The following is a 19,213-nucleotide window of genomic DNA, read 5'->3' as shown; positions in this document are numbered from 1 at the left end:
GACAGCGCCGACACGGAACGGCCAAGTTCCGCATCGACTCCGCGGAGGCAGTGCGGATAGGGTCTGCCGGAATGGCAGACGGCCCCGCCCCGGCCCATCCCGGGGACACCTCGGCGGCCCGGGTGCGCAGGGCGCTCTCCCGGGCCCGACGCAGGGTGCGCCGGGCCGGAGTCGACTACTTCCGCGGCGACGCCTCCGACTGGATCGCCTTCGCCGCGCTGGCCACCCTGGTACCGCTGGTCGCGGTGCTGACCCTGCTGCTGCCGCTGTGGTTCCCGCCCACCGCGATGGTGCTGCCGGTGCTCGCCGGGGCGCTGCTGCTGCGGCCCAGCAGCCTGGTGCTGCTCTACGCGGCCTCGGCGGCCGCGCTCGCCGTCGAGTCGGCGCTGCGCGGCCCGTACGCCGACGGCCCTGGCCGGGTGACGCCGGGCACCGTGCTGGTGGTCGGCGCGATCGGCGCGGCCGGGCTGCTGCTGGCGCAGTTCCGGGCCCGGGTCGGCGTACCGTGGCGCGGCGGCCAGTCGATGCTGTTCGACCTGCGCGAGCGGCTGAAGGTGCAGAGCCGGATGCCGGCGCTGCCCGGCGGCTGGCACGCCGAGATGGCGCTGCGCCCGGCGGGAGGCCAGTCCTTCTCCGGGGACTTCGTGGTGGCGTCCCGCACCGGCCCCGCGAAGCGGACGCTGGAGGTGGTCCTCGCGGACGTCTCCGGCAAGGGCATGGACGCCGGCTCGCGGGCGCTGCTGCTGTCCGGGGCCTTCGGCGGCCTGCTGGGCTCGCTGCCGCCGCACGAGTTCCTGCCGGCCGCCAACGGCTATCTGCTGCGCCAGGGTTGGCAGGAGGGCTTCGCGAGCGCGGTGCACCTGGTGCTGGACCTGGACACGGGCGAGTACGAGCTGCTGTCGGCCGGGCACCTGCCCGGCATGCAGCGCTGCGAGGGGACCGGCCGCTGGGAGGTCAAGGAGGCCGAGGGGCCGCTGCTGGGCATCTTCGACACGTCGGAGGGCGCCAAGTTCGAAGGGGTGCGCGGTCAGTTGGACCACGGCGACGTGCTGATGCTGTGCACGGACGGGATGGTGGAGGCCCCGGGCCGCGATCTCACCGAAGGCATGGACCGGTTGATGGGGGAGGCCGACCGGCTGATGGGCCTCTCCTTCGCCGGCTCGGCCTGGCGGCTGATCGAGACGGTGGCCCGCGACCTCAACGACGACCGCGCCCTGCTGCTGGTCTGGCGTGAATGAGTGGCGCGGATGCTGTGAATGGCCCTGGCAGAGACCACAGTTGTAACATCCGGCGCAGGCGGCACACGATCTTCGGTCAATCTCGGCTGAATGTGAACGGACCCGGTCAGTGTGACCCGGAACCGCTTTACGACAAGCCATGATCCGGAGAGACTGGCTAGGCGGGCGAGGAAGGACAGGGGGGCGATGCCGATGAGCGGCACAGCAGTTCCGGCCTGCCGGGTTGCCCGGACTCCAAGGACGTCGGCAACGTCAGCAACGAGGAAGTGGGGCCCGTGACGACCTTCTCCATCTCAGCCGTGGTGCTGCTCGGCATCCTGCTCATCGTCTTCATCAGGAACAAGAGCATCAAGGTCAGCTACACGATCCTGGCCGTCCTCTTCGGCTTCTTCCTGGCCAAGACGTCGGCGGCGTCCCCGATCCAGCAGTTCGTGGACCAGATCGCCTCGACCATCAACCAGCTCACCCACTGAGCCCGCCCGGCCCGCCCGCCCCGGCGGACGGGTCAGACGCTCAGCCAGCGCCGCAGCAGCCCGGCGGGTACGCGCCACTGGCCCGCCGTCGGCCGCGAGTCCCAGGGCCGCGCGCCCGGCTCCTGCTCGGCGTCGGCGAAGAGGCGCGGCTCGCGCGAGAGCAGCACGAAACACCGGGCCCAGGCCAGCCGTTCGCCGCGCGGCCAGTCCAGCGCCCGCAGCGCCGCGGAGGCGGTGGGCACCGGCTCGCCGTCCACGCGCACCTCGGCGACCTCGTCGCCGGCGCGGCCGCCGAAGAAGAAGCGCACCCCGTGCAGGCCGCCCTCGGCCGGGTCGAGCCGCGGCGCGATCTCCGTCGCGACGTGCGGCAGCAGCCGGTTGCGGCCCACCCAGTCGCCCAACTCCCCACTGCGGAAGCCGAAGACGCAGGCGGGGCCCTGCACGGCCGACCAGCCCCCGATGCCCGAGCGGACGTGGTCGCCGTGCAGCCCGCGGCCCTCGATCAGCTCGACGACGGCCGAGGCCGTGGTGGTCCGCCACATCCGGACCATGTTCTCGAGCCCCTCCAGGCCCTCCAGCGCGGGCTGCTGGCCGCTCGCGGCGGTGCCGCCCGCGCAGTCCCAGACGACCGGTGCCGCCCCGTCACCCAGGCGGAGCACGTAGCCCAGGTCGAGGTGGCGGCCGGTCACGTCGGAGTGCTCCCGGGTCGCGACGGCCGTGCGGCCGGGGCCGCGCACCACGCCGCCCACCTCGTCCACGTGGAACTGCCGCCCCAGCGCCGCCATTTCACGGACCACGGCACGCCGTATCTCGTCGATCCGCCTGGTCGGCACGGCGCCTCCTCCGCTTGTGTCGGGCACGTGGCCGGATGTGGAACTTCCGTGAGCGTACCCGTTCGAGCGCCCGGGCAAGGACTGGAAGGATGTCTGCCGTGACTTCGACCTCCGCCTCCGCGACCCCGTCCGCCCCGGTGCGCGTCCACGCCCTCGGCGGTCCCACCGCCCTCGTCGAGTACGGCGGCCTGCGTCTGCTCACCGATCCGACCTTCGACGAGCCGCGCCGCTACCCCATGGGTCCGGACCGGTACCTGGAGAAGACCCGGCCTTCGGCACTGACCCCGGAGCAGGTGGGCACGGTGGACGCGGTCCTGCTCTCGCACGACCAGCACCCCGACAACCTGGACCTGACCGGCCGTCAGTACCTCGCCGAGGTCCCGCTGGTGCTCACCACCGCCTCCGCGGCCGGCCGCGTGGGCGGCCCCGCACTGGCGCTGCCCCTGTGGGAGTCCCACGCGGTGGGCGACGTCACGGTGACCCGCGTTCCTGCCCTGCACGGCCCCGAGGGCTGCGAGCCCGTCGTGGGGGAGGTGGCCGGTTTCGTCCTGACCGGTCCTGGCCTGCCCACCGTCTACATCAGCGGCGACAACGCCTCTGTGCGGGTCGTCCGCGAGATCGCGGACCGCTTCCCGCCCTTCGACCTCGCCCTCCTCTTCGCGGGCGCGGCCCGTACCCCGCTGATCCCGGACGCTCCGCTGACCCTCACGGCCACCGACACCGTCGAAGCCGCCCGCATCCTGCAGGCCCGCCACGTTGTGCCGCTGCACTGCGACTCCTGGGCCCACTTCTCCGAATCCGCCGACGACCTCCGCACCGCCTTCGCCGCCGCGGACGCGGACCTGACGGGCCGTCTGACCCTGCTCGCCCCGGGCGAGTCGGCAGAACTGCGGTGACGGAGGAGGACGAGGGGTCAGCCGCCGCCTGGTGGGAGTATGTCCGCCTGTCCTCCGGCTCCCGCCAGGAGCGCCTGCGGGCGGACGACCACCGGCCGGTGGCCGACCAGGTCGCCGAGGTGGTCGCAGCCGGCGGCCCCCGGGCCCTCGCGCTGGTCCTGCGCCTGCTGGACGCCCGCCCCCAGGACGGCGACCTGGCCGTGCTGGCCGCAGGACCCCTGGAGGACCTCGTCCATGCCCATGGCGGGTCGCTGGCCGCAGAGCTGACCACGACGGCCCGCCGGGACCCCGCCTTCGCCGAGGCCTTGCGCGGAGTATGGTTCCCGGTCCCCGTGCCGCCCGGCCTGGAGCCCTGGCTGGTGGGCTGACCCGCCGTCAGGTCGGCGTGGCCGCCAGGAACTCGCGGGCGCCGCGCAGGCGGGTGCGGAGTTGCCGTGCCGTTCGGGCGCAGTCGAGGCGGATGTCGCTGGGGCCGCCGGGGGCAGGGCCGGTGGGGAGGGCGTCCGGGTTCAGGCCCTCGCGGGCGGCGATCAGGCGGCCGAGCTCGGCCCGGCTCACCGCCTCCGGGCCGGTGACGTGCAGGACGCCGCCCAGGCCCCGTGTCCCCACCTCCAGCAGCGCGGCGGCAAGGTCCGCGACATGGACCGGGCAGCGCACCACGTCCGTGAACAGCACGCCGCCGGGTCGTCGGCCGGTGGCCAACTCCCGTGCGAACTCCTCGTGCACGGACCTGCCGTCCCCGAGGATCAGCGACGTCCGGACCACCGCGGCTGCGGGATGGACGGCCCGCACGGCGGTCTCCGCGGCGGCCTTGGCCGCGCCGTAGGGGGAGTCGGGGGCGGGCGGAGCGTCCTCCGCGAAGACGACGGCCGCCGCGGTGCCCGGGAACACCAGGTCGCTGGAGACCTGCACCAGCCCGGCCCCGCCCGCCGCCGCGGCCACCGCGACCCGGGCGGCGCCGTCCGCCGTCACGGCCCAGTCGTCCTTCCGGTAGGCGCAGTTGACCACGACGTCCGGCCGCCGTTCCCGCACCAGGGCGGCCACAGGGCCCGGCTCCCGCAGCTCCACCCGCCGCCACTCGGCCCCGGGAGCGTCCCCGGCCGCCCGGCCGAACGTGGCGACCACCTCGTGCCCGGCGCGCAGCGCCTGCCGCACCACCTCGCCACCGAGGTACCCGCTGCCACCGACGACCAGGAACCGCACCGGCTCGCTCGCTCCTTCCCCGCTCAGCGCGTCACGCCTGCGCCTCGGCCCTGGGCTCGCCCTCGCGTTCGGTCCCCGACTCGGCCCGGGGCTCCCGCTCGCGCTCGTGGCGGTGCTCGTGCTCTTCCTCGTGCTCGTCGATCGCCCGGTCGATCACCGACTTCAGGCCCTCCGGGTCGGGCACGTGCTTGAGCGTCAGCATGCCGTGCTCACCGCCCGATTCGAGGAAGAGCGTGCCCTCGCTCAGCATCCGCTCCCACAGGTTGGCCCGGAAGCCCACGTCGTTGATCCGGCCCAGCGGGATGCTGTGCCCGGTCTTGGTCAGGAAGCCGGAGCGCACGTAGATGCGCTTGGTCGTCACGATGTAGACGGTGCTGCGCCACTTCAGCAGCGGTATCAGCCACAGCCACACGGCGGCGATCAGTGCCGCCCCGCCCACGACGTAGTCGGCGATCCGGCCCCAGCCCTGATCACCCGGGATCACCCAGAACAGTCCGCCCGCGACGGCGAGTACCAGCACCAGGAGGACGAACTCCGTGAAGATCTCGGTCCAGTGCTGGCGCGTGGCATGGACGAGCTGCTCGTCCTCGGCAAGATGACGCTCGGCGACATTCATGGCGCGCATCCTCGCACAGCCCGTGCCCGAACTGCCCGGACGCGGTGCCGGTCCGACGGCCGCCTGACAACTCCTCATCGCCTGGCCGGTGTTCCGCCCTCCCGCACCGCCTTCGCCGACACCGCTGCCAGCAGTGCCGCAGTCGGCGTCCCGAGCATCGCGAGGCCGACCGCCAGGACGACCCCCGACGACAGGCCGACGGCCGCGCTCTGCAACAGGAACGCTCCGCCCCCGCTGAGGGCCGCCCACCGATGGGCCTGCGTCCGGGCCGCCGACCGTGCCAGCGCCACGCCGACGACGAGGCCCGGCAGTACGCCGAAGGCGGCTCCCACGGCCGTGGCCGTCAGTCCGATGTCCCCCGCCGTGACGATCGTCGCGACCACGCCGCCGGGGACGTCGCTCAGCAGCGCCCCGAAGGCCATCACCGCCCCCAGCACCGCCCCGACGAGCGCCGACCACCCGACGCCGCACCGAACTCCCCGCCACACCACGGGCATCGCATCCATGGCGGCCATCATGGCATCCTTCTTGAACGCGTTCAATTCTGCTTCCGCACGCTATACCGGATCCATGACTCCTCCCTACGCCCGCGCCCTCGGGGACCTTGACCGCCTGCGGGACCGCCTCCGCCACGTCCGCTGGCTCGGCGGCGGCAGCGGTGCCGGCAAGTCCACCGTCGCCCGCCACCTCGCCGCCCGCTACGGCCTGCACCTCTACGGCACCGACGCCGCGATGCCCGACCACGCCCGACGCGCCCGTCCCGAAGCCACGCCGCTGCTGCAGGAGTTCACCGCGATGGACATGGACGCACGGTGGCTCGACCGGTCACCCGAGACGATGCTGGCGACCTTCCACTGGTTCGCGGGCGAGGGCTTCGACCTGATCGTGGAGGACCTGCTCCAACTCCCCACCACCACCCCGGTCCTGGCCGAGGGCTTCCGCCTGCTGCCCGGCCTGGTGGCTCCCCTCCTCACCGACCCCGCCCACCAGGCCGTCTGGCTGCTCCCCACCCCGGACTTCCGTCGCGCCGCCTTCGCCCACCGCGGTTCCCTCTGGTCCATCGCCGGCCGCACCAGCGACCCCGAACGCGCCCTGACCCACCTGCTCACCCGCGACGCCCTCTTCACCGACCGCCTCCGCGGCGAGACCGCCTCGGCTGGCCTGCCCTCCGTGACCGTCACCCCGGCCACGACGGAGCCGGCCCTCACCGCCCACGTCGCGGAGGTGTTCTCCCTCTGCCGGGGGCGCGGGCGGAGCTGAGACGATGACGGCCGGGTCGCCGTACGGGCGGTGGACGGTGCCGCGAACGAGCGAGGTGGCTGTGAGCAGGGGAGCCTTCTCGGTCGAGCGTCTGACGAGCCGACAGGAGTGGGCCGCCCGGGCGCAGGACGAGCAGGTCCACGCCGTCGTCGGAACACCGCTGGGGAAGGCGGAGCTGACCCGGGCGCGCTCCCGCAACCACAGCTACATGGCCCGAGCCGAGAACTGGGAGGTCTGGCGGCTCACGCTCGACGGACGAGAACTGGTGCGCCTCGACGACACACTGCGGGATGCCGTGAGCCCCGGCCGCGTCGTCCTCGGCTCCCTCGGCGGGCGCGACTTCCGGCTGACCTCCGCCCGGCCGGCGGCGCCGTCGGGTCGGGAGGTGCGCTTCGCGCTGACGGAGGACACGGAGGACGTCTACCGCTTCACCTGTACCCGCGGCGGCAGGGTCGCGCTGGGGCGCAACGGCAAGCGGCTCGCCGAGCGAGGACCCGAGGGATGGCTGGTCGGCTTCGCCGACGAGGACGTCGTGGCCTTGCTGTCACTGTTCGAAGCGGCAGAACTGAAGCGACAGTTGGGGCGGCCGCTGCTCCGGTCCTGGCGCGTGGCAGCAGCGGCGGAGTGCATGGGAGTCCTCGTGGGAGGTTTGCTCGGCTCCTGCTCAATCGCGAAGGCGGGATGGCCTTCCGGGATCCGCGAGAGTCCGTCGAGGTCCTGGTCGCCCGGCTCCCCGGCCGGATCAACACCACCGTGTTCCCCGCTGCGGTCGTGCACGCAAGCACCTTGGAGTCGCCGAGGCTCCTCGCCCATGCGCGAAGGCTGGGCTCTGAGCCTGGAGCCCTTCGTGAGCCCTTCGTGCTCGCGCGTCGATGAAGGGATCAAAGCAGCCGAAACGCGCCGGGCGAGGTCACCGACGTCGGAAGATCTGCGGGAAGGGGCAGACTTCCAGGAGCTCGTTCGGTCGGTCGGCCCAGTGCCAGCAGTGGTGGCCCTCCTGGCACCTCCAGGCGTTTCGGCACACGCGCTGGTTGTCCTCTTCGCGCAGAGAGAGCACCAGGCCCAAGTTGACGAGTGGTTGCCCGCAGGTCGGGCAGGTCGGTCTCTTGGGCGATGCTTCCACGGGCAAGAGGGTAGTGAGCGCCTGCTGCCGTGGGGGGAAGAAGCGCCCAGATCGGCGCGCGGCCTCGTCCTGTCAGTGCGTCTGCGTAGGGTGCGACAGCGATGAGACCACGTGACCGAGGGAGGGCTTGGGAGCCAAGACAGGTCTGCTCGTGTATGCCGATGGAGCGCGTCGGCGAGCGTCTTGACCATCGCGCGCAGCAGATCGGGACTCGCCGAGGCGAAGTTGGTCTCGACGAGGGCGTGCAGGGGCAGACTGTCAGGTGCGGTCATCGTGCTGGTCTCCTTCGGGCTTAGACACCTCGAAGATCAGCCGATGGCCGTTCAACTATGCGGGCACCCAACCGATTCAGAAGCAAACCCCCGAATCAGGTGGAAACCCGTACACCACTTCCCAGGACGCAACCCGTTGCCCAGCCCGGTCCGGGGAGAGCCGGTGGGCAAGAGCCGGGCACAGAGCGGCTCTTGTGGTCCGCTGGACCCACGGGGAACCCCTGGCGACCGCGCGGCTATCGGCTTCATGGAGCGGGGGACACGCGTAGCTGGGTGGCCTGCGCCGACTAGGGTGCACGTCATGACCGTGGACGTGGGGGCGGAACTGCCGTGGTTGTTCCTGGACGTGGACGGCCCGCTCAACCCGTTCGCCGGTATGCCGCACGACTGTCCGCCGGGATACCGCTCGTACCGGCTGATGCCGCCGAGTTGGGAGAAGGCTGAGCGCGAGCGGCTGTCGGCGTGGGGTAGGCAGCAGCTTGCACCGGTTCCGCTGCCCGTCTGGCTCAACCCGACGCATGGAGCGTTGCTGGCCGCGCTGCCGTTCCGGCTGGCCTGGGCCTCGACCTGGGGCGAGGAGGCGAACGCGTTCATCTCTCCGCTGCTCGGCCTGCCACCCCTGCCATGCATCGAGTGGTCTGCCCCACGTCGTGCCCGAGCTGGCGGGCTGCTCTGGAAAACCCCTGAGCTGGTGGCGTGGGCTGGGGGCTGTTCCTTTGCCTGGCTGGACGACGAGGTCTCCGACGCCGATCGGGCCTGGGTGACCGAGCACCACGCGGGACCGGCGCTGTTGCACTACGTGAACCCACAACTCGGCCTGCAGTCGGACGACTTTGAGGCACTCAGGCAGTGGGCCGACTCGCACTCGTAGACGCGGGCTCCGAAGAGGAAACGGGCGGGGGCCTTCGTGCTCCCGACTTCCCACGTGACGACCGACCGGGGATACCGCTGGTTACCCCTCTCGGGGACGCAGCGGGCAGGCAACAGAGCAACGCCAATGCCAGGACAACGGAGCGAGGTCAGCGCGGGTCGGTGAACACCCTCCTGGCCTGCGTCGCCTCAGGGTGCAGCGCGGCTGCCGAGCGCTGCTCCTGAAAGGGCGTGGTTGCCGGATAGGCGTGATGCGAAAATCGGTCCGCACTTGATCCCCATCTGCGCCCCGGAGGCCAGCATGGACGTCGCCGCGCTGCTGCCGCTGACCACGGCCCGATTGTCGCTGCGCGTGTTCACCCCCGACGACGCCGACGACCTGTACGCCTACCAGGGCCTGCCGAGTGTGGCGCGCTACCTGTACCGGCCGGCGCACACCCGTGAGCGCAGCAAGCAGGTTGCCGCCGAGCGCGCGGCGCGGACGGTCTGGCGCACCGACGGGGACAAGCTCTCGCTCGCCGTCTGCCGACGCGAGGAGCCCGGCGTCATTGGCGAGGTGAGCCTCACCCTGGCCGATGCCCGCGCCGCCCAGGCCGAGATCGGCTGGACCCTACACCCCGGCCACCAGCGCCACGGCTACGCGACCGAGGCGGCCGCGGCGCTCGCCGCGTTTGCCTTCGACACGCTCGGCGTGCACCGGCTCTACGCACGGCTGGACGTGGAGAACACCGGGTCTCTGCGGGTCTGCGAGCGCCTCGGGATGCGCCGGGAGGCGCACCTGGTCGAGAACGACCTCGACGGGGACCGCTGGGGCAGCGAGTACATCTACGCTGCGCTGTCCGCGGATCTTGGCGGTCGATCAGTCGGCCAGCCGATCAGCCGGTCAGCCGATTGAGGGGATGGCGCGCGGGAACGGGCGGACCGATCCAAGACGACACGCGGGTGGCGGCAGCCTCTGACGCCCCCTCAAGCAGAAAGGCCCGGGCCGGAGTTCATCACTCCTGGCATGGGCCTTTGCTGTGTGGAGAGGGCGACGGGAATGGAACCCGCGTAGCTAGTTTGGAAGAGTCCGGCTTCGGACCCTAGGTGGCCTGGCACTTCGCTGACCTGCGGTCGGGCACAGCTCCCGCCGCTGCTCCCCGTGGACTACCGCCCCATCTGGCACGCCTATGGCACGCGCCGAGTTGTCAGGGGGTGGCCTCTTGCCGCGCTGTCGTGAGGTCAGTCTCCCCGACTTCGCAGTGATAGCAGCGGGCGACGCTTCCATCGTGGTTGTACCACTCGTGATCGCCGCAGTCACTCTGCCCCTTGGCGGCGAAGCGGCGCGCAATGAGCCACCAAGGCATGTGCTGGCGTAGGCGGGTGCGCCATCTGAACTGGCCGGGTCGGCTGCTCCGACGTTCACGATGACGTTGCCGCGCCTGCTTCAACGCCTTGGACGGGCTGAGGGGTTGCGTCCTGGGAAGTGGTGTACGGGTTTCCACCTGATTCGGGGGTTTGCTTCTGAATCGGTTGGGTGCCCGCATAGTTGAACGGCCATCGGCTGATCTTCGAGGTGTCTAAGCCCGAAGGAGACCAGCACGATGACCGCACCTGACAGTCTGCCCCTGCACGCCCTCGTCGAGACCAACCTCGCCTCGGCGAGTCCCGATCTGCTGCGCGCGATGGTCAAGACGTTCGCCGACGCGCTCATGTCCGCGGAGGCCGACGCTCTCTGCAACGCCGAATACGGGCAGGTCAGCGACGAACGCGTCAACCACCGCAACGGATACCGCCCGCGCGAGTGGGACACCCGTGCCGGCACCGTCGAACTCGCGATCCCCAAGCTTCGGTCCGGCTCCTACTTCCCCCACTGGCTGCTGGAACGCCGGCGTCGGGCCGAGCAGGCCCTGATCTCGGTGGTCGCCACCGCCTACCTGCTCGGCGTCTCGACCCGTCGCGTCGAGAAGCTCGCCGAGACCCTGGGCGTCACTCAGCTGTCGAAGTCCCAGGTCAGCGAGATGGCCAAGCACCTGGACTCCCGGGTCGCCGAGTTCCGCAACCGGCCCCTGGACGCCGGCCCCTACACCTTCGTCTGGCTCGACGCGCTGACCCAGAAGGTCCGCGAGGGCGGGCGCGTGGTCAACATCGCCTGCCTGGTCGCCGTCGGCGTCAACAACGAAGGCCAACGCGAAGTCCTGGGACTGGAGACCGCCACCGTCGAGGACGGAGCCGGCTGGACAGCCTTCCTGCGCTCCCTGGTCGCCCGCGGGCTGAGCGGAGTCCAGCTGGTCGTCTCCGATGCCCACACCGGCCTGGTCGACGCCGTCGCGGGCGTTCTGCCCGGCGCGAGCTGGCAGCGCTGTCGAACCCACTACGCCCGCAATCTGCTGACCCAGGTCCCGAAATCGGCCCAGCCATGGGTCGCCACGCTGCTGCGGACCGTCTTCGAGCAGCCCGACGCCGACGCGGTCCACCAGCAGATGGCCCAGGTGATCGGCTCGCTGCACGAGAAGTTCCCCGCCGCGGGCGAGCACCTGGAGACGGCCCGCGAGGACCTGCTGGCGTTCACCGCGTTCCCGCGGACGGTCTGGAAGAGCTCTGGAGCAACAACCCGCAGGAACGGCTGAACAAGGAGATCCGCCGCCGCACCGACGTCGTCGGGATCTTCCCCGACCGGGCCTCCGTGATCCGACTGGTCGGCGCGGTCTTGGCCGAGCAGAGCGACGAATGGGCCGAGCAGCGACGCTACATCGGCTCCGAGATCCTCGGCCGCTGCCGCCTCCACCCGATCGAGGGAGAACCCACCGACGACACCAACCCGACCGCCCTCACCGCATAACCTGCAAACAGATCACCGACTGGCCGTCGATACACCACGCCAGCGGACGTGACCGGCTGAGGCCCGTAGCTCGAAGTGCCAGATACGTGGGCCACTCGGTGTCGGTCAGATCTTCGCCGTTCGGGTCAAGCGCCAGGACCCAGTCGGTGAAGCGGCTGACCAGGAAGGTGGAGCCGTCGGGATCGTCACCGTCCCAGTCGATGGACACCAGCCAGCAGCTGTCGGCGGGCTGCACCTCGATATCCGGCGTGAGGCCGAGATCCTGCAGGATGCTCCGGAACCGCGACACTAGGCCGTTGAGTCGGCAGAGTCCTGGGTCCATCGCAGCAGCATAGTTAGCTGACAGACCGTCATTGACGGTAACTGACCGCCCCGTCGGCACACAACGGGCACGTTGGTTGAACGCTCCAGCCGGACGAAGGCAGCTTCCAAGCCGCCGTCAGACGCTCTTACGGCTGCGTCGCCAGACTCTCATGTCCTTGAGAGCCGCAACTGCGCCGATCACGATGAGGACGAACCCCACCAAGCCGAAGATCACGCCAATCGAGCTTGGCCACCCAAGGACCCTTGGCAGACCGTCGAGGACGAACCCCGCGCCCATCATGGTCGCCCACCCGCCCAGGCGAGGGTCCAGATACTGCGCCGCTCTCCATCCGTTGAGGACGCATATCCCGCCGACGACGAAGCTGCACCCGACGACCAAGCTGATCCACGCAGACACGGCGCATCCCTTCTCCGGCGGAGACCGTAGCTGCTGTCGGAGCAGATTTACAGGCCGCTGCGGAAACCCCTTGGGCTTCCGCTCTGACCTGCGCGGTCGGCCCGACCTGGCACCGCGGTGAGCGTCTTGGTCCGTGCCTGGTCCGGATCTTGGTCCGTCCTACTCTCGTCGGGCATCATCAGCTCAGCCGAAGGGAGCGTGAAGGTCGTGCGACTAGACATGGACGCCGTGCTGGCAGAGCTGGGCCCTCCCCCATTCAACAGCGCGGATCAAGCGATCTGGACCGAATGGGAACGACAGGGGATGATCTTCCCGGAGTCTTTCCGCGCATTCGTGGACGCGTACGGCACTGGCGACCTCGCCGACTTCCTGACCTTCTACCACCCTGCAGCCACCGATCCCGCCCGAAGCTTGCTCGAACTCATCAACGCTGCGCCCGACGACGACGCCGACATGATCGAGGACGGGACCCTCCCCCACCGCTACTACCCAGAGCCAGACGGCCTGCTCATCTGGGGTACCAGCTCCGAGGGCGATCGCTTCTCGTTTCGCTGGATCAACGAAGATCAGTACGTGATCGGGGTGCTTCTCCGCCAGGAATTTGAGTACGTCGAACTGGCAGACGACTTCGACAGTATGGTCATGAAGGCGATTCGCCGCGAGAACCCTTGGCCCTGGGTCGACTGGTTCTCCGGCGATCCGAACTGGTCCTTCAAGATGTGGCGCCCGCGCCTGCCAGCTGACGGCGCCCAGTAGATCGCCCCGCCGGGAAACCCCGCCGCCTGTTATCCCGTTCGCCGTCGACCCACAAGCCCGCTTGGCTCTGCCTGGGTCGAGTGTGGTCGGGATGGCAGTCCCCTCGCTCACCCCTGCGGCCTGCCACTGTCGGCACCTTCCCCGGGCCATCCCGGTGCCGGAGATCCCCTGTTCTTCTGGCTGGCAGGCTGGTCAGTCCGGTTCCTGCCTGTCCCTCCGCTTGCGGTCCGCCCCGCCGGGCGGCGCGGGGCGAAGACTGGAGCGCGCCCGAGCGGGAGCGGGCCGCGCCGCGTGAGCGGCGTGGGCCCTTGACGGACTCAAGCGAGACTCAGGACGCCTCACTGGCACGGCTCCTGACGCCCCGCCAGACGACAAGATCTAAGCCGATGTGGCACGCGTGTGGCACGCGGCGTGCCAGACCCCCGAAACGAAGATCGGCCCCAGCTCAGCGATCATGCCGCTGAGCTGGGGCCGAACCATTTGGAGCGGGCGACGGGAATCGAACCCGCGTAGCTAGTTTGGAAGACTAGGGCTCTACCATTGAGCTACGCCCGCAGTGATCACCCCGGGGTGTTCGGGGATCAGGTTAGCGGATGCGGTCGGGGGATTGCACACACCATTCGGCGGGCCCGCCAGCCTGCGCCGAGGTGGTGGGGATAATCGGCCGGGGGCGGGGCCAGGGAGCATGTACGCTACGTGCTGTCTTCGCGACAGCCGCTCACGGCAGGAGCCGCGGGCAGCGCGCAGGGCGACGGGGTGTGGCGCAGTTTGGTAGCGCGTCCGCTTTGGGAGCGGAAGGTCGTCGGTTCGAATCCGGTCACCCCGACCAGATACTCAGCACCGAATCCTCAGCAGCGGCGGTAGCGGTTGTAGCACCAGTAGTCGGCGACGTCTCGACGAGCAGCGCGACGACGAACGCGGGGCTCCCTATGAACAGGCGAGCCGAAGCCGGCCCAGGAAGGTCTCCGACCAGCGGCGGAGCCGCGCACAGCGGGTGCGGGGCGGGACAACCGGCGGCGGGGCGCGGGGCCGTTTGTGGTACCGGTAGGATTGCTGGCTGGTGACGTCTGACGTCCCCTCCCGGGGCCGTCCCCCAGACAGCACCAGCAGGCAACACCACCACGCAGGACCCAGGCAGTACAGCCAAGAATCCGGCGGGCGATACGCAACCGACGCATCACCCGTCTCGTCACGCGTTCCGGCAGTCCCGGACGCGGGGCGGACACTGACCGCAAAGCCCCCCAAGGAGACCCAACCGTGAAGAGCGCCGTGGAGACTCTGAACCCCACCCGGGTTCGACTCACCGTCGAGGTGCCCTTCGAGGAGCTCAAGCCCAGCCTCGACGCGGCGTACAAGAAGATCAACCAGCAGGTCACGGTTCCGGGTTTCCGCAAGGGCAAGATCCCGGCTCGCGTCATCGACCAGCGTTTCGGCCGTGGTGCCGTGCTGGAGGAGGCCGTCAACGACGCGCTTCCGCGCTTCTACTCGCAGGCCGTCGAGCAGGGCAAGGTCGACGTGCTGGGCCAGCCCGACATCACCGAGATCGAGGGTGTCGAGAACCTGGCCGACGGCGGCGACCTGAAGTTCACCGCCGAGGTGGACGTGCGCCCCGAGGTCGAGCTCCCCGACTTCACCGCCATCGAGGTCGAGGTCGACCCGCTGACGGTGACCGACGAGGACGTCGAGAAGAGCCTCGAGCAGCTGCGTGACCGCTTCGCCTCGGTCAACACCGTCGAGCGCCCGGCCCAGGCCGGCGACATCGTCGTGGTGGACCTGGAGGCCAAGGTCGACGGCGAGGTGCCGGAGGACGGCGTCGCCAAGGGCGTCAGCTACGAGATCGGCTCCGGCCGTCTGATCGACGGCATCGACGACGCCGTGATCGGCCTTGAGGCCGGCGGCACCGCCACCTTCACCACCGAGCTCAAGGGCGGCTCCGCCGCGGGCAAGGACTCCGAGGTGACGGTCACCGTCACCACCGTCCAGGAGAAGGAACTCCCGGCGCTGGACGACGAGTTCGCGCAGCTGGCGTCCGAGTTCGACACCCTGGAGGAGCTGAAGGAGGACTCCCGCAAGCGGCTCACCCGCATGAAGGAGTTCGACCAGGCCACCCAGGCCCAGGAGAAGGTGCTGGACAAGCTCATGGAGCTGGTCGAGCTGCCGTACCCGGAGAAGCTGCTCAAGGACGAGATCGAGACCCGCAAGCACAACCTGGAGCACCACCAGCTCCCGCAGATGGGCCTGGACCTCGAGGCCTGGCTGAAGCTGCAGGACAAGACCCAGGAGCAGTTCGAGGCCGAGATCGAGGAGCAGGCGAAGAAGGGCATCAAGACCCAGTTCGTCCTGGACGCGATCGCCGCCAAGGAGGAGCTGAGCGTCTCCCAGGAGGAGCTCACCGAGCACCTGCTGCGCCGCGCCGCCGGCTCGGGCCTGACCCCGGACCAGTTCGCCCAGCAGGTCGTCGAGGGCGGCCAGGTGCCGCTGCTCGTCGGTGAGGTCGTCCGCGGAAAGGCCCTGGCGCTGGTCGTCGAGGCCGCCAAGGTCGTCGACACCGAGGGCAACGTCGTCGACTTCGAGGACGAGGACGACGAGGACGCCTCCGGCGAGACCGTCGAGGCCGCTGCCGAGGCCGCCGAGGACAAGGCCGAGGAGAACGCCGCCGAGTAAGGCGGGTTCGGCCGGTTCGGCCGGTTCGGCCGGTTCGGCCGGTTCGGCCGGTTCGTTCGACCGACCCGAGGAGCAGACCAGCGTGAGGGGTCCGGGCCGTGCCCGGGCCCCTTTCGCGTGCCGCCGTATGCCCGTGTTCGCTCAGGGCAGGCGCCGTGACGCTGACAGCGAACAGTGCGGAGTTGGGGGATAGCCAAGTCAGTCCGGGGCGTTAGGGTCCACTAGAGACTTACCTGACGGCGGGTGAAATCAGCCGTCCACGACGACGAGCAGGTGGAAACGTGACGACTTCGCCTTTCCTTACGACCCCTCGAGCCGCTGGCGACATCGGCGGCGGCGGGCTGGGTGACCAGGTCTACAACCGTCTGCTCAACGAGCGCATCATCTTCCTCGGCCAGCAGGTCGACGACGACATCGCGAACAAGATCACGGCGCAGCTGCTGCTGCTGGCGGCCGACCCGGAGAAGGACATCTTCCTTTACATCAACTCCCCGGGCGGCTCGGTCACCGCGGGCATGGCGATCTACGACACCATGCAGTACATCAAGAACGACGTGGTGACGATCGCGATGGGCATGGCGGCCTCCATGGGCCAGTTCCTCCTCACCGCGGGCGCCAAGGGCAAGCGCTTCGCGCTGCCGAACGCCGAGATCCTGATGCACCAGCCCTCGGCCGGCCTCGGCGGCTCGGCGACGGACATCCGCATCCAGGCCCAGCAGCTGGTCCGCATGAAGCACCGCATGGCGGAGCTGATCGCGCAGCACAGCGGCCAGAGCGTCGAGCAGATCAACAAGGACTCCGACCGCGACCGCTGGTTCACGGCCGAGGAGGCCAAGGAGTACGGCCTGATCGACGACATCATGTCCAGCGCGGCGAACGTGCCGGGCGGCGGCGGCACGGGCGCCTGAGCGTCCTCGTACTCACCGCACTCACCGCACAGACCTGACAGCTCGTCACGCGAGTCATCACGAGTCTTCACGAGCCTTCCGAGGACGGAACACGATCATGGGCATCAACATCCCCAGCCTGACCCAGGCGGAGCGCCGCCTGGAGGACATGCGCGCCGAGGGCCGGTACATCGTCCCGCGCTTCGTCGAGCGCACCTCGCAGGGCGTCCGCGAGTACGACCCCTATGCCAAGCTGTTCGAGGAGCGCATCATCTTCCTGGGCTCCCAGGTGGACGACGTCTCCGCGAACGACATCATGGCGCAGCTGATCTGCCTGGAGTCGATGGACCCGGACCGGGACATCTCCATGTACATCAACTCGCCCGGCGGTTCCTTCACCGCGCTGACGGCGATCTACGACACCATGCAGTTCGTCAAGCCGGACATCCAGACCGTGTGCATGGGGCAGGCCGCCTCCGCCGCCGCGGTGCTGCTGGCGGCCGGCACGCCGGGCAAGCGCATGGCGCTGCCGAACGCCCGCGTGCTGATCCACCAGCCGTACACCGAGACCGGCCGCGGCCAGGTGTCCGACCTGGAGATCCAGGCCAACGAGATCCAGCGCATGCGCGAGCTGCTGGAGGTGCTGCTGGCCAAGCACTCGCACAAGTCGCAGCAGGAGATCTCGGACGACATCGAGCGCGACAAGATCCTCACCGCTGAGGAGTCGCTCGAGTACGGCCTGATCGACCAGATCATCTCCACCCGCAAGACCTCCTTCGAGGCCTGAGCCGCCGCCGAGTTCAGCCCGGCGCAAGGTCTGAAAGTGCGTCAAATCGGGCGTGCTGAGACCAGCAACACCCCTCCGGACCGCCCCCGGCTCTTGGAGCCGGGGGCGGAGCCTGGCACCATCGGAGGAGCCGGAGTGCCACCCCCTCGTGGTGGCCACCACCGGAATCCCGGAGATTCGCCCAGGGCGGAACAGGGAAGCCCGCCGAACACGGCGGATCGGGGGTCCTGACGGAGTACCGTCGGAGACCAAGCACCAGGCTCCGGCCCCCAAGGGAGCCATCGGCGAAGGGGAAGCACCTCGTGGCACGCATCGGTGACGGTGGCGACCTGCTCAAGTGCTCGTTCTGCGGGAAGAGCCAGAAGCAGGTGAAGAAGCTCATTGCCGGGCCCGGCGTGTACATCTGCGACGAGTGCATCGACCTGTGCAACGAGATCATCGAGGAAGAGCTCGCCGAGACCTCCGAGGTCCGGTTCGAGGAGCTTCCCAAGCCGCGCGAGATCTACGAGTTCCTCGACGGCTACGTGGTCGGGCAGGAGCTCGCCAAGAAGGCGCTCTCCGTCGCCGTCTACAACCACTACAAGCGCGTGCAGGCGGGCGAGAACGGCAAGCACGGCCGCGACGACGGCATCGAGCTGGCCAAGTCCAACATCCTGCTGCTGGGCCCCACCGGCTCCGGCAAGACGCTGCTGGCGCAGACCCTGGCCCGGATGCTCAACGTGCCCTTCGCCATCGCCGACGCCACCGCGCTGACCGAGGCCGGCTACGTCGGCGAGGATGTCGAGAACATCCTGCTGAAGCTGATCCAGGCCGCGGACTACGACGTCAAGAAGGCCGAGACCGGCATCATCTACATCGACGAGATCGACAAGGTCGCCCGCAAGAGCGAGAACCCGTCGATCACGCGTGACGTCTCCGGCGAGGGCGTGCAGCAGGCGCTGCTGAAGATCCTGGAGGGCACGACGGCCTCGGTGCCGCCGCAGGGCGGGCGCAAGCACCCGCACCAGGAGTTCATCCAGATCGACACGACCAACGTGCTGTTCATCGTGGGCGGCGCGTTCTCCGGTCTGGAGCGGATCATCGAGGGCCGGGCCGGCAAGAAGGGCATCGGCTTCGGCGCCACCATCCGCAGCAAGCACGAGATCGACGCGAGCGACCAGTTCCGCGACGTCATGCCCGAGGACCTGGTCAAGTTCGGCATGATCCCCGAGTTCATCGGCCGTCTGCCGGTGATCACCAGCGTGCACAACCTCGACCGGGACGCGCTGCTGCAGATCCTCACCGAGCCGAAGAACGCGCTGGTCAAGCAGTACCGGCGGCTGTTCGAACTGGACGGCGTGGAGCTGGAGTTCACCGCCGAGGCGCTGGACGCCATCGCCGACCAGGCCATCAAGCGCTCCACCGGCGCGCGCGGACTGCGCGCCATCATGGAGGAGGTGCTGATGTCCGTGATGTACGAGGTGCCCTCGCGCAAGGACGTCGCCCGCGTGGTGGTGGACGAGAACGTCGTCCTGGAGCACGTCAACCCGACGCTCGTGCCGCGGGACATCCGCACCCAGCGCGAGCGGCGCGAGAAGAGCGCCTGACGCGCAGGCGGCAGGCCGCGCGGAGCGCGGTGGCCTAGAACTCGAACATGCGGCGCGGGAGGTCCAGGGCGGAAGGCCCGAAGGCCCCCGCGCCGTGGCGTACCCGGACCTGCGGGGCGGCGGCGGGGAGCTGACGGCCCTTCAGGGAGGCGGAGTGCTTACGGCTGCTGTGGCGCTTGGAGTTCCTCATGGTGCCCACGATGCCCG

18 protein-coding genes, 2 tRNA genes and 1 pseudogene are annotated in these 19,213 nt (G+C 69.9%); 14 read left to right on the top strand and 7 right to left on the bottom strand.

The window, feature by feature from the left end:
* Window positions 1–71: 71 nt before the first annotated feature.
* Both ACFP3V_RS19180 and ACFP3V_RS19175 read left to right on the top strand, forming a co-directional pair.
* A complete protein-coding gene (locus ACFP3V_RS19180) occupies window positions 72–1,238 on the top strand; it encodes a PP2C family protein-serine/threonine phosphatase (protein ID WP_380585023.1) in 1,167 nt (388 codons plus the stop codon).
* A 275-nt stretch (window positions 1,239–1,513) separates the two neighbouring features.
* On the top strand, window positions 1,514–1,711 hold the full coding sequence (locus ACFP3V_RS19175; RefSeq protein ID WP_380585022.1) for a hypothetical protein: 198 nt from the start codon (window positions 1,514–1,516) through the stop codon (window positions 1,709–1,711).
* Between the two features lie 32 nt (window positions 1,712–1,743).
* Here the strand turns inward: ACFP3V_RS19175 and ACFP3V_RS19170 are convergent, their stop codons facing one another.
* Entirely contained in the window at window positions 1,744–2,544 is an 801-nt protein-coding gene (locus ACFP3V_RS19170; RefSeq protein ID WP_380585020.1) for a DUF6348 family protein, read from the bottom strand.
* A gap of 89 nt (window positions 2,545–2,633) precedes the next feature.
* Here ACFP3V_RS19170 and ACFP3V_RS19165 point away from each other — a divergent pair, with 89 nt between their 5' ends.
* Both ACFP3V_RS19165 and ACFP3V_RS19160 read left to right on the top strand, forming a co-directional pair.
* Window positions 2,634–3,440 carry an MBL fold metallo-hydrolase gene (locus ACFP3V_RS19165; RefSeq protein WP_380585018.1) on the top strand — a complete coding sequence of 269 codons (807 nt, stop codon included), beginning with the start codon at window positions 2,634–2,636 and terminating at the stop codon, window positions 3,438–3,440.
* Window positions 3,437–3,808 carry a DUF6869 domain-containing protein gene (locus tag ACFP3V_RS19160; RefSeq protein WP_380585016.1) on the top strand — a complete coding sequence of 124 codons (372 nt, stop codon included), beginning with the start codon at window positions 3,437–3,439 and terminating at the stop codon, window positions 3,806–3,808. The genes ACFP3V_RS19165 and ACFP3V_RS19160 overlap by 4 nt, the downstream gene beginning before the upstream one ends.
* Before the next feature lie 7 nt (window positions 3,809–3,815).
* On the opposite strand, the gene ACFP3V_RS19155 is transcribed toward ACFP3V_RS19160, so the two are convergent.
* The 3 genes from ACFP3V_RS19155 to ACFP3V_RS19145 form a co-directional block, all read right to left on the bottom strand.
* Window positions 3,816–4,643, bottom strand: a complete 828-nt coding sequence (locus ACFP3V_RS19155; RefSeq protein ID WP_380585014.1) for an SDR family oxidoreductase — start codon at window positions 4,641–4,643, stop codon at window positions 3,816–3,818.
* A gap of 31 nt (window positions 4,644–4,674) precedes the next feature.
* Window positions 4,675–5,259, bottom strand: coding sequence for a PH domain-containing protein (locus tag ACFP3V_RS19150; protein ID WP_380585012.1), 585 nt, complete (start codon window positions 5,257–5,259; stop codon window positions 4,675–4,677).
* A gap of 74 nt (window positions 5,260–5,333) precedes the next feature.
* Complete coding sequence (locus ACFP3V_RS19145) at window positions 5,334–5,765, bottom strand: hypothetical protein (protein WP_380585010.1); 432 nt, start codon at window positions 5,763–5,765, stop codon at window positions 5,334–5,336.
* Window positions 5,766–5,829: 64 nt separating this feature from the next.
* Between ACFP3V_RS19145 and ACFP3V_RS19140 the strand changes: the two genes are divergently transcribed.
* The 4 genes and pseudogenes from ACFP3V_RS19140 to ACFP3V_RS19125 all read left to right on the top strand — a co-directional run bounded on the left by ACFP3V_RS19140 (window position 5,830) and on the right by ACFP3V_RS19125 (window position 11,605).
* The gene (locus ACFP3V_RS19140) at window positions 5,830–6,519 is read left to right on the top strand and encodes a hypothetical protein (RefSeq protein ID WP_380585008.1); all 690 of its coding nucleotides are present in this window, start codon (window positions 5,830–5,832) and stop codon (window positions 6,517–6,519) included.
* A gap of 1,696 nt (window positions 6,520–8,215) precedes the next feature.
* Window positions 8,216–8,785, top strand: coding sequence for a hypothetical protein (locus ACFP3V_RS19135; protein WP_380585006.1), 570 nt, complete (start codon window positions 8,216–8,218; stop codon window positions 8,783–8,785).
* Between the two features lie 300 nt (window positions 8,786–9,085).
* Window positions 9,086–9,679: a GNAT family N-acetyltransferase gene (locus ACFP3V_RS19130; RefSeq protein WP_380585005.1), complete on the top strand. Its 594-nt coding sequence runs from the start codon at window positions 9,086–9,088 to the stop codon at window positions 9,677–9,679.
* 688 nt (window positions 9,680–10,367) lie between these two features.
* Window positions 10,368–11,605: pseudogene (locus ACFP3V_RS19125) on the top strand (IS256 family transposase).
* Here the strand turns inward: ACFP3V_RS19125 and ACFP3V_RS19120 are convergent.
* On the bottom strand, window positions 11,595–11,927 hold the full coding sequence (locus tag ACFP3V_RS19120; protein WP_380585003.1) for a hypothetical protein: 333 nt from the start codon (window positions 11,925–11,927) through the stop codon (window positions 11,595–11,597). The pseudogene ACFP3V_RS19125 and the gene ACFP3V_RS19120 overlap by 11 nt on opposite strands.
* 618 nt (window positions 11,928–12,545) lie before the next feature.
* On the opposite strand from ACFP3V_RS19120, the gene ACFP3V_RS19115 reads away from it, so the two are divergent.
* Complete coding sequence (locus ACFP3V_RS19115; protein WP_380585001.1) at window positions 12,546–13,082, top strand: hypothetical protein; 537 nt, start codon at window positions 12,546–12,548, stop codon at window positions 13,080–13,082.
* A gap of 481 nt (window positions 13,083–13,563) precedes the next feature.
* On the opposite strand, the gene ACFP3V_RS19110 is transcribed toward ACFP3V_RS19115, so the two are convergent.
* Window positions 13,564–13,637 (bottom strand) — tRNA-Gly (locus ACFP3V_RS19110).
* 197 nt (window positions 13,638–13,834) lie between these two features.
* Between ACFP3V_RS19110 and ACFP3V_RS19105 the strand changes: the two genes are divergently transcribed.
* The 5 genes from ACFP3V_RS19105 (at window position 13,835) to clpX (ending at window position 19,006) form a co-directional block, all read left to right on the top strand.
* A tRNA-Pro gene (locus ACFP3V_RS19105) sits at window positions 13,835–13,911 on the top strand.
* 428 nt (window positions 13,912–14,339) lie between these two features.
* Window positions 14,340–15,746 carry a trigger factor gene (tig, locus tag ACFP3V_RS19100; protein WP_380584999.1) on the top strand — a complete coding sequence of 469 codons (1,407 nt, stop codon included), beginning with the start codon at window positions 14,340–14,342 and terminating at the stop codon, window positions 15,744–15,746.
* A gap of 281 nt (window positions 15,747–16,027) precedes the next feature.
* Complete coding sequence (locus tag ACFP3V_RS19095) at window positions 16,028–16,654, top strand: ATP-dependent Clp protease proteolytic subunit (protein ID WP_380584997.1); 627 nt, start codon at window positions 16,028–16,030, stop codon at window positions 16,652–16,654.
* Between the two features lie 97 nt (window positions 16,655–16,751).
* Entirely contained in the window at window positions 16,752–17,420 is a 669-nt protein-coding gene (locus ACFP3V_RS19090; RefSeq protein ID WP_380584995.1) for an ATP-dependent Clp protease proteolytic subunit, read from the top strand.
* Between the two features lie 302 nt (window positions 17,421–17,722).
* Window positions 17,723–19,006: an ATP-dependent Clp protease ATP-binding subunit ClpX gene (gene clpX / locus ACFP3V_RS19085; RefSeq protein WP_380584993.1), complete on the top strand. Its 1,284-nt coding sequence runs from the start codon at window positions 17,723–17,725 to the stop codon at window positions 19,004–19,006.
* A 34-nt stretch (window positions 19,007–19,040) separates the two neighbouring features.
* On the opposite strand, the gene ACFP3V_RS19080 is transcribed toward clpX, so the two are convergent.
* Window positions 19,041–19,196 (bottom strand): hypothetical protein, encoded by a 156-nt coding sequence (locus tag ACFP3V_RS19080; protein ID WP_380584991.1) that lies wholly within the window; start codon window positions 19,194–19,196, stop codon window positions 19,041–19,043.
* Window positions 19,197–19,213 lie beyond the last annotated feature (17 nt).

The sequence above is a fragment of the Streptacidiphilus monticola genome (assembly GCF_042658505.1).
GTDB classification, from domain to species: domain Bacteria; phylum Actinomycetota; class Actinomycetes; order Streptomycetales; family Streptomycetaceae; genus Streptacidiphilus; species Streptacidiphilus monticola.
The sequence above is the reverse complement of the archived record's forward strand: the minus strand, read 5'-3'. Positions and strand labels throughout refer to the sequence as shown.

Bases quoted from the DNA above. Each gene is read 5' to 3' on its own strand.
- ACFP3V_RS19115 (WP_380585001.1), top strand. From the start codon at position 12,546: ATGGACGCCGTGCTGGCAGAGCTGGGCCCTCCCCCATTCAACAGCGCG.
- ACFP3V_RS19090 (WP_380584995.1), top strand. From the start codon at position 16,752: ATGGGCATCAACATCCCCAGCCTGACCCAGGCGGAGCGCCGCCTGGAG.
- ACFP3V_RS19130 (WP_380585005.1), top strand. From the start codon at position 9,086: ATGGACGTCGCCGCGCTGCTGCCGCTGACCACGGCCCGATTGTCGCTG.
- ACFP3V_RS19145 (WP_380585010.1), bottom strand. From the start codon at position 5,765: ATGGATGCGATGCCCGTGGTGTGGCGGGGAGTTCGGTGCGGCGTCGGG.
- ACFP3V_RS19140 (WP_380585008.1), top strand. From the start codon at position 5,830: ATGACTCCTCCCTACGCCCGCGCCCTCGGGGACCTTGACCGCCTGCGG.
- ACFP3V_RS19165 (WP_380585018.1), top strand. From the start codon at position 2,634: ATGTCTGCCGTGACTTCGACCTCCGCCTCCGCGACCCCGTCCGCCCCG.
- ACFP3V_RS19120 (WP_380585003.1), bottom strand. From the start codon at position 11,927: ATGGACCCAGGACTCTGCCGACTCAACGGCCTAGTGTCGCGGTTCCGG.
- ACFP3V_RS19080 (WP_380584991.1), bottom strand. From the start codon at position 19,196: ATGAGGAACTCCAAGCGCCACAGCAGCCGTAAGCACTCCGCCTCCCTG.
- ACFP3V_RS19135 (WP_380585006.1), top strand. From the start codon at position 8,216: ATGACCGTGGACGTGGGGGCGGAACTGCCGTGGTTGTTCCTGGACGTG.
- ACFP3V_RS19180 (WP_380585023.1), top strand. From the start codon at position 72: ATGGCAGACGGCCCCGCCCCGGCCCATCCCGGGGACACCTCGGCGGCC.
- ACFP3V_RS19150 (WP_380585012.1), bottom strand. From the start codon at position 5,259: ATGAATGTCGCCGAGCGTCATCTTGCCGAGGACGAGCAGCTCGTCCAT.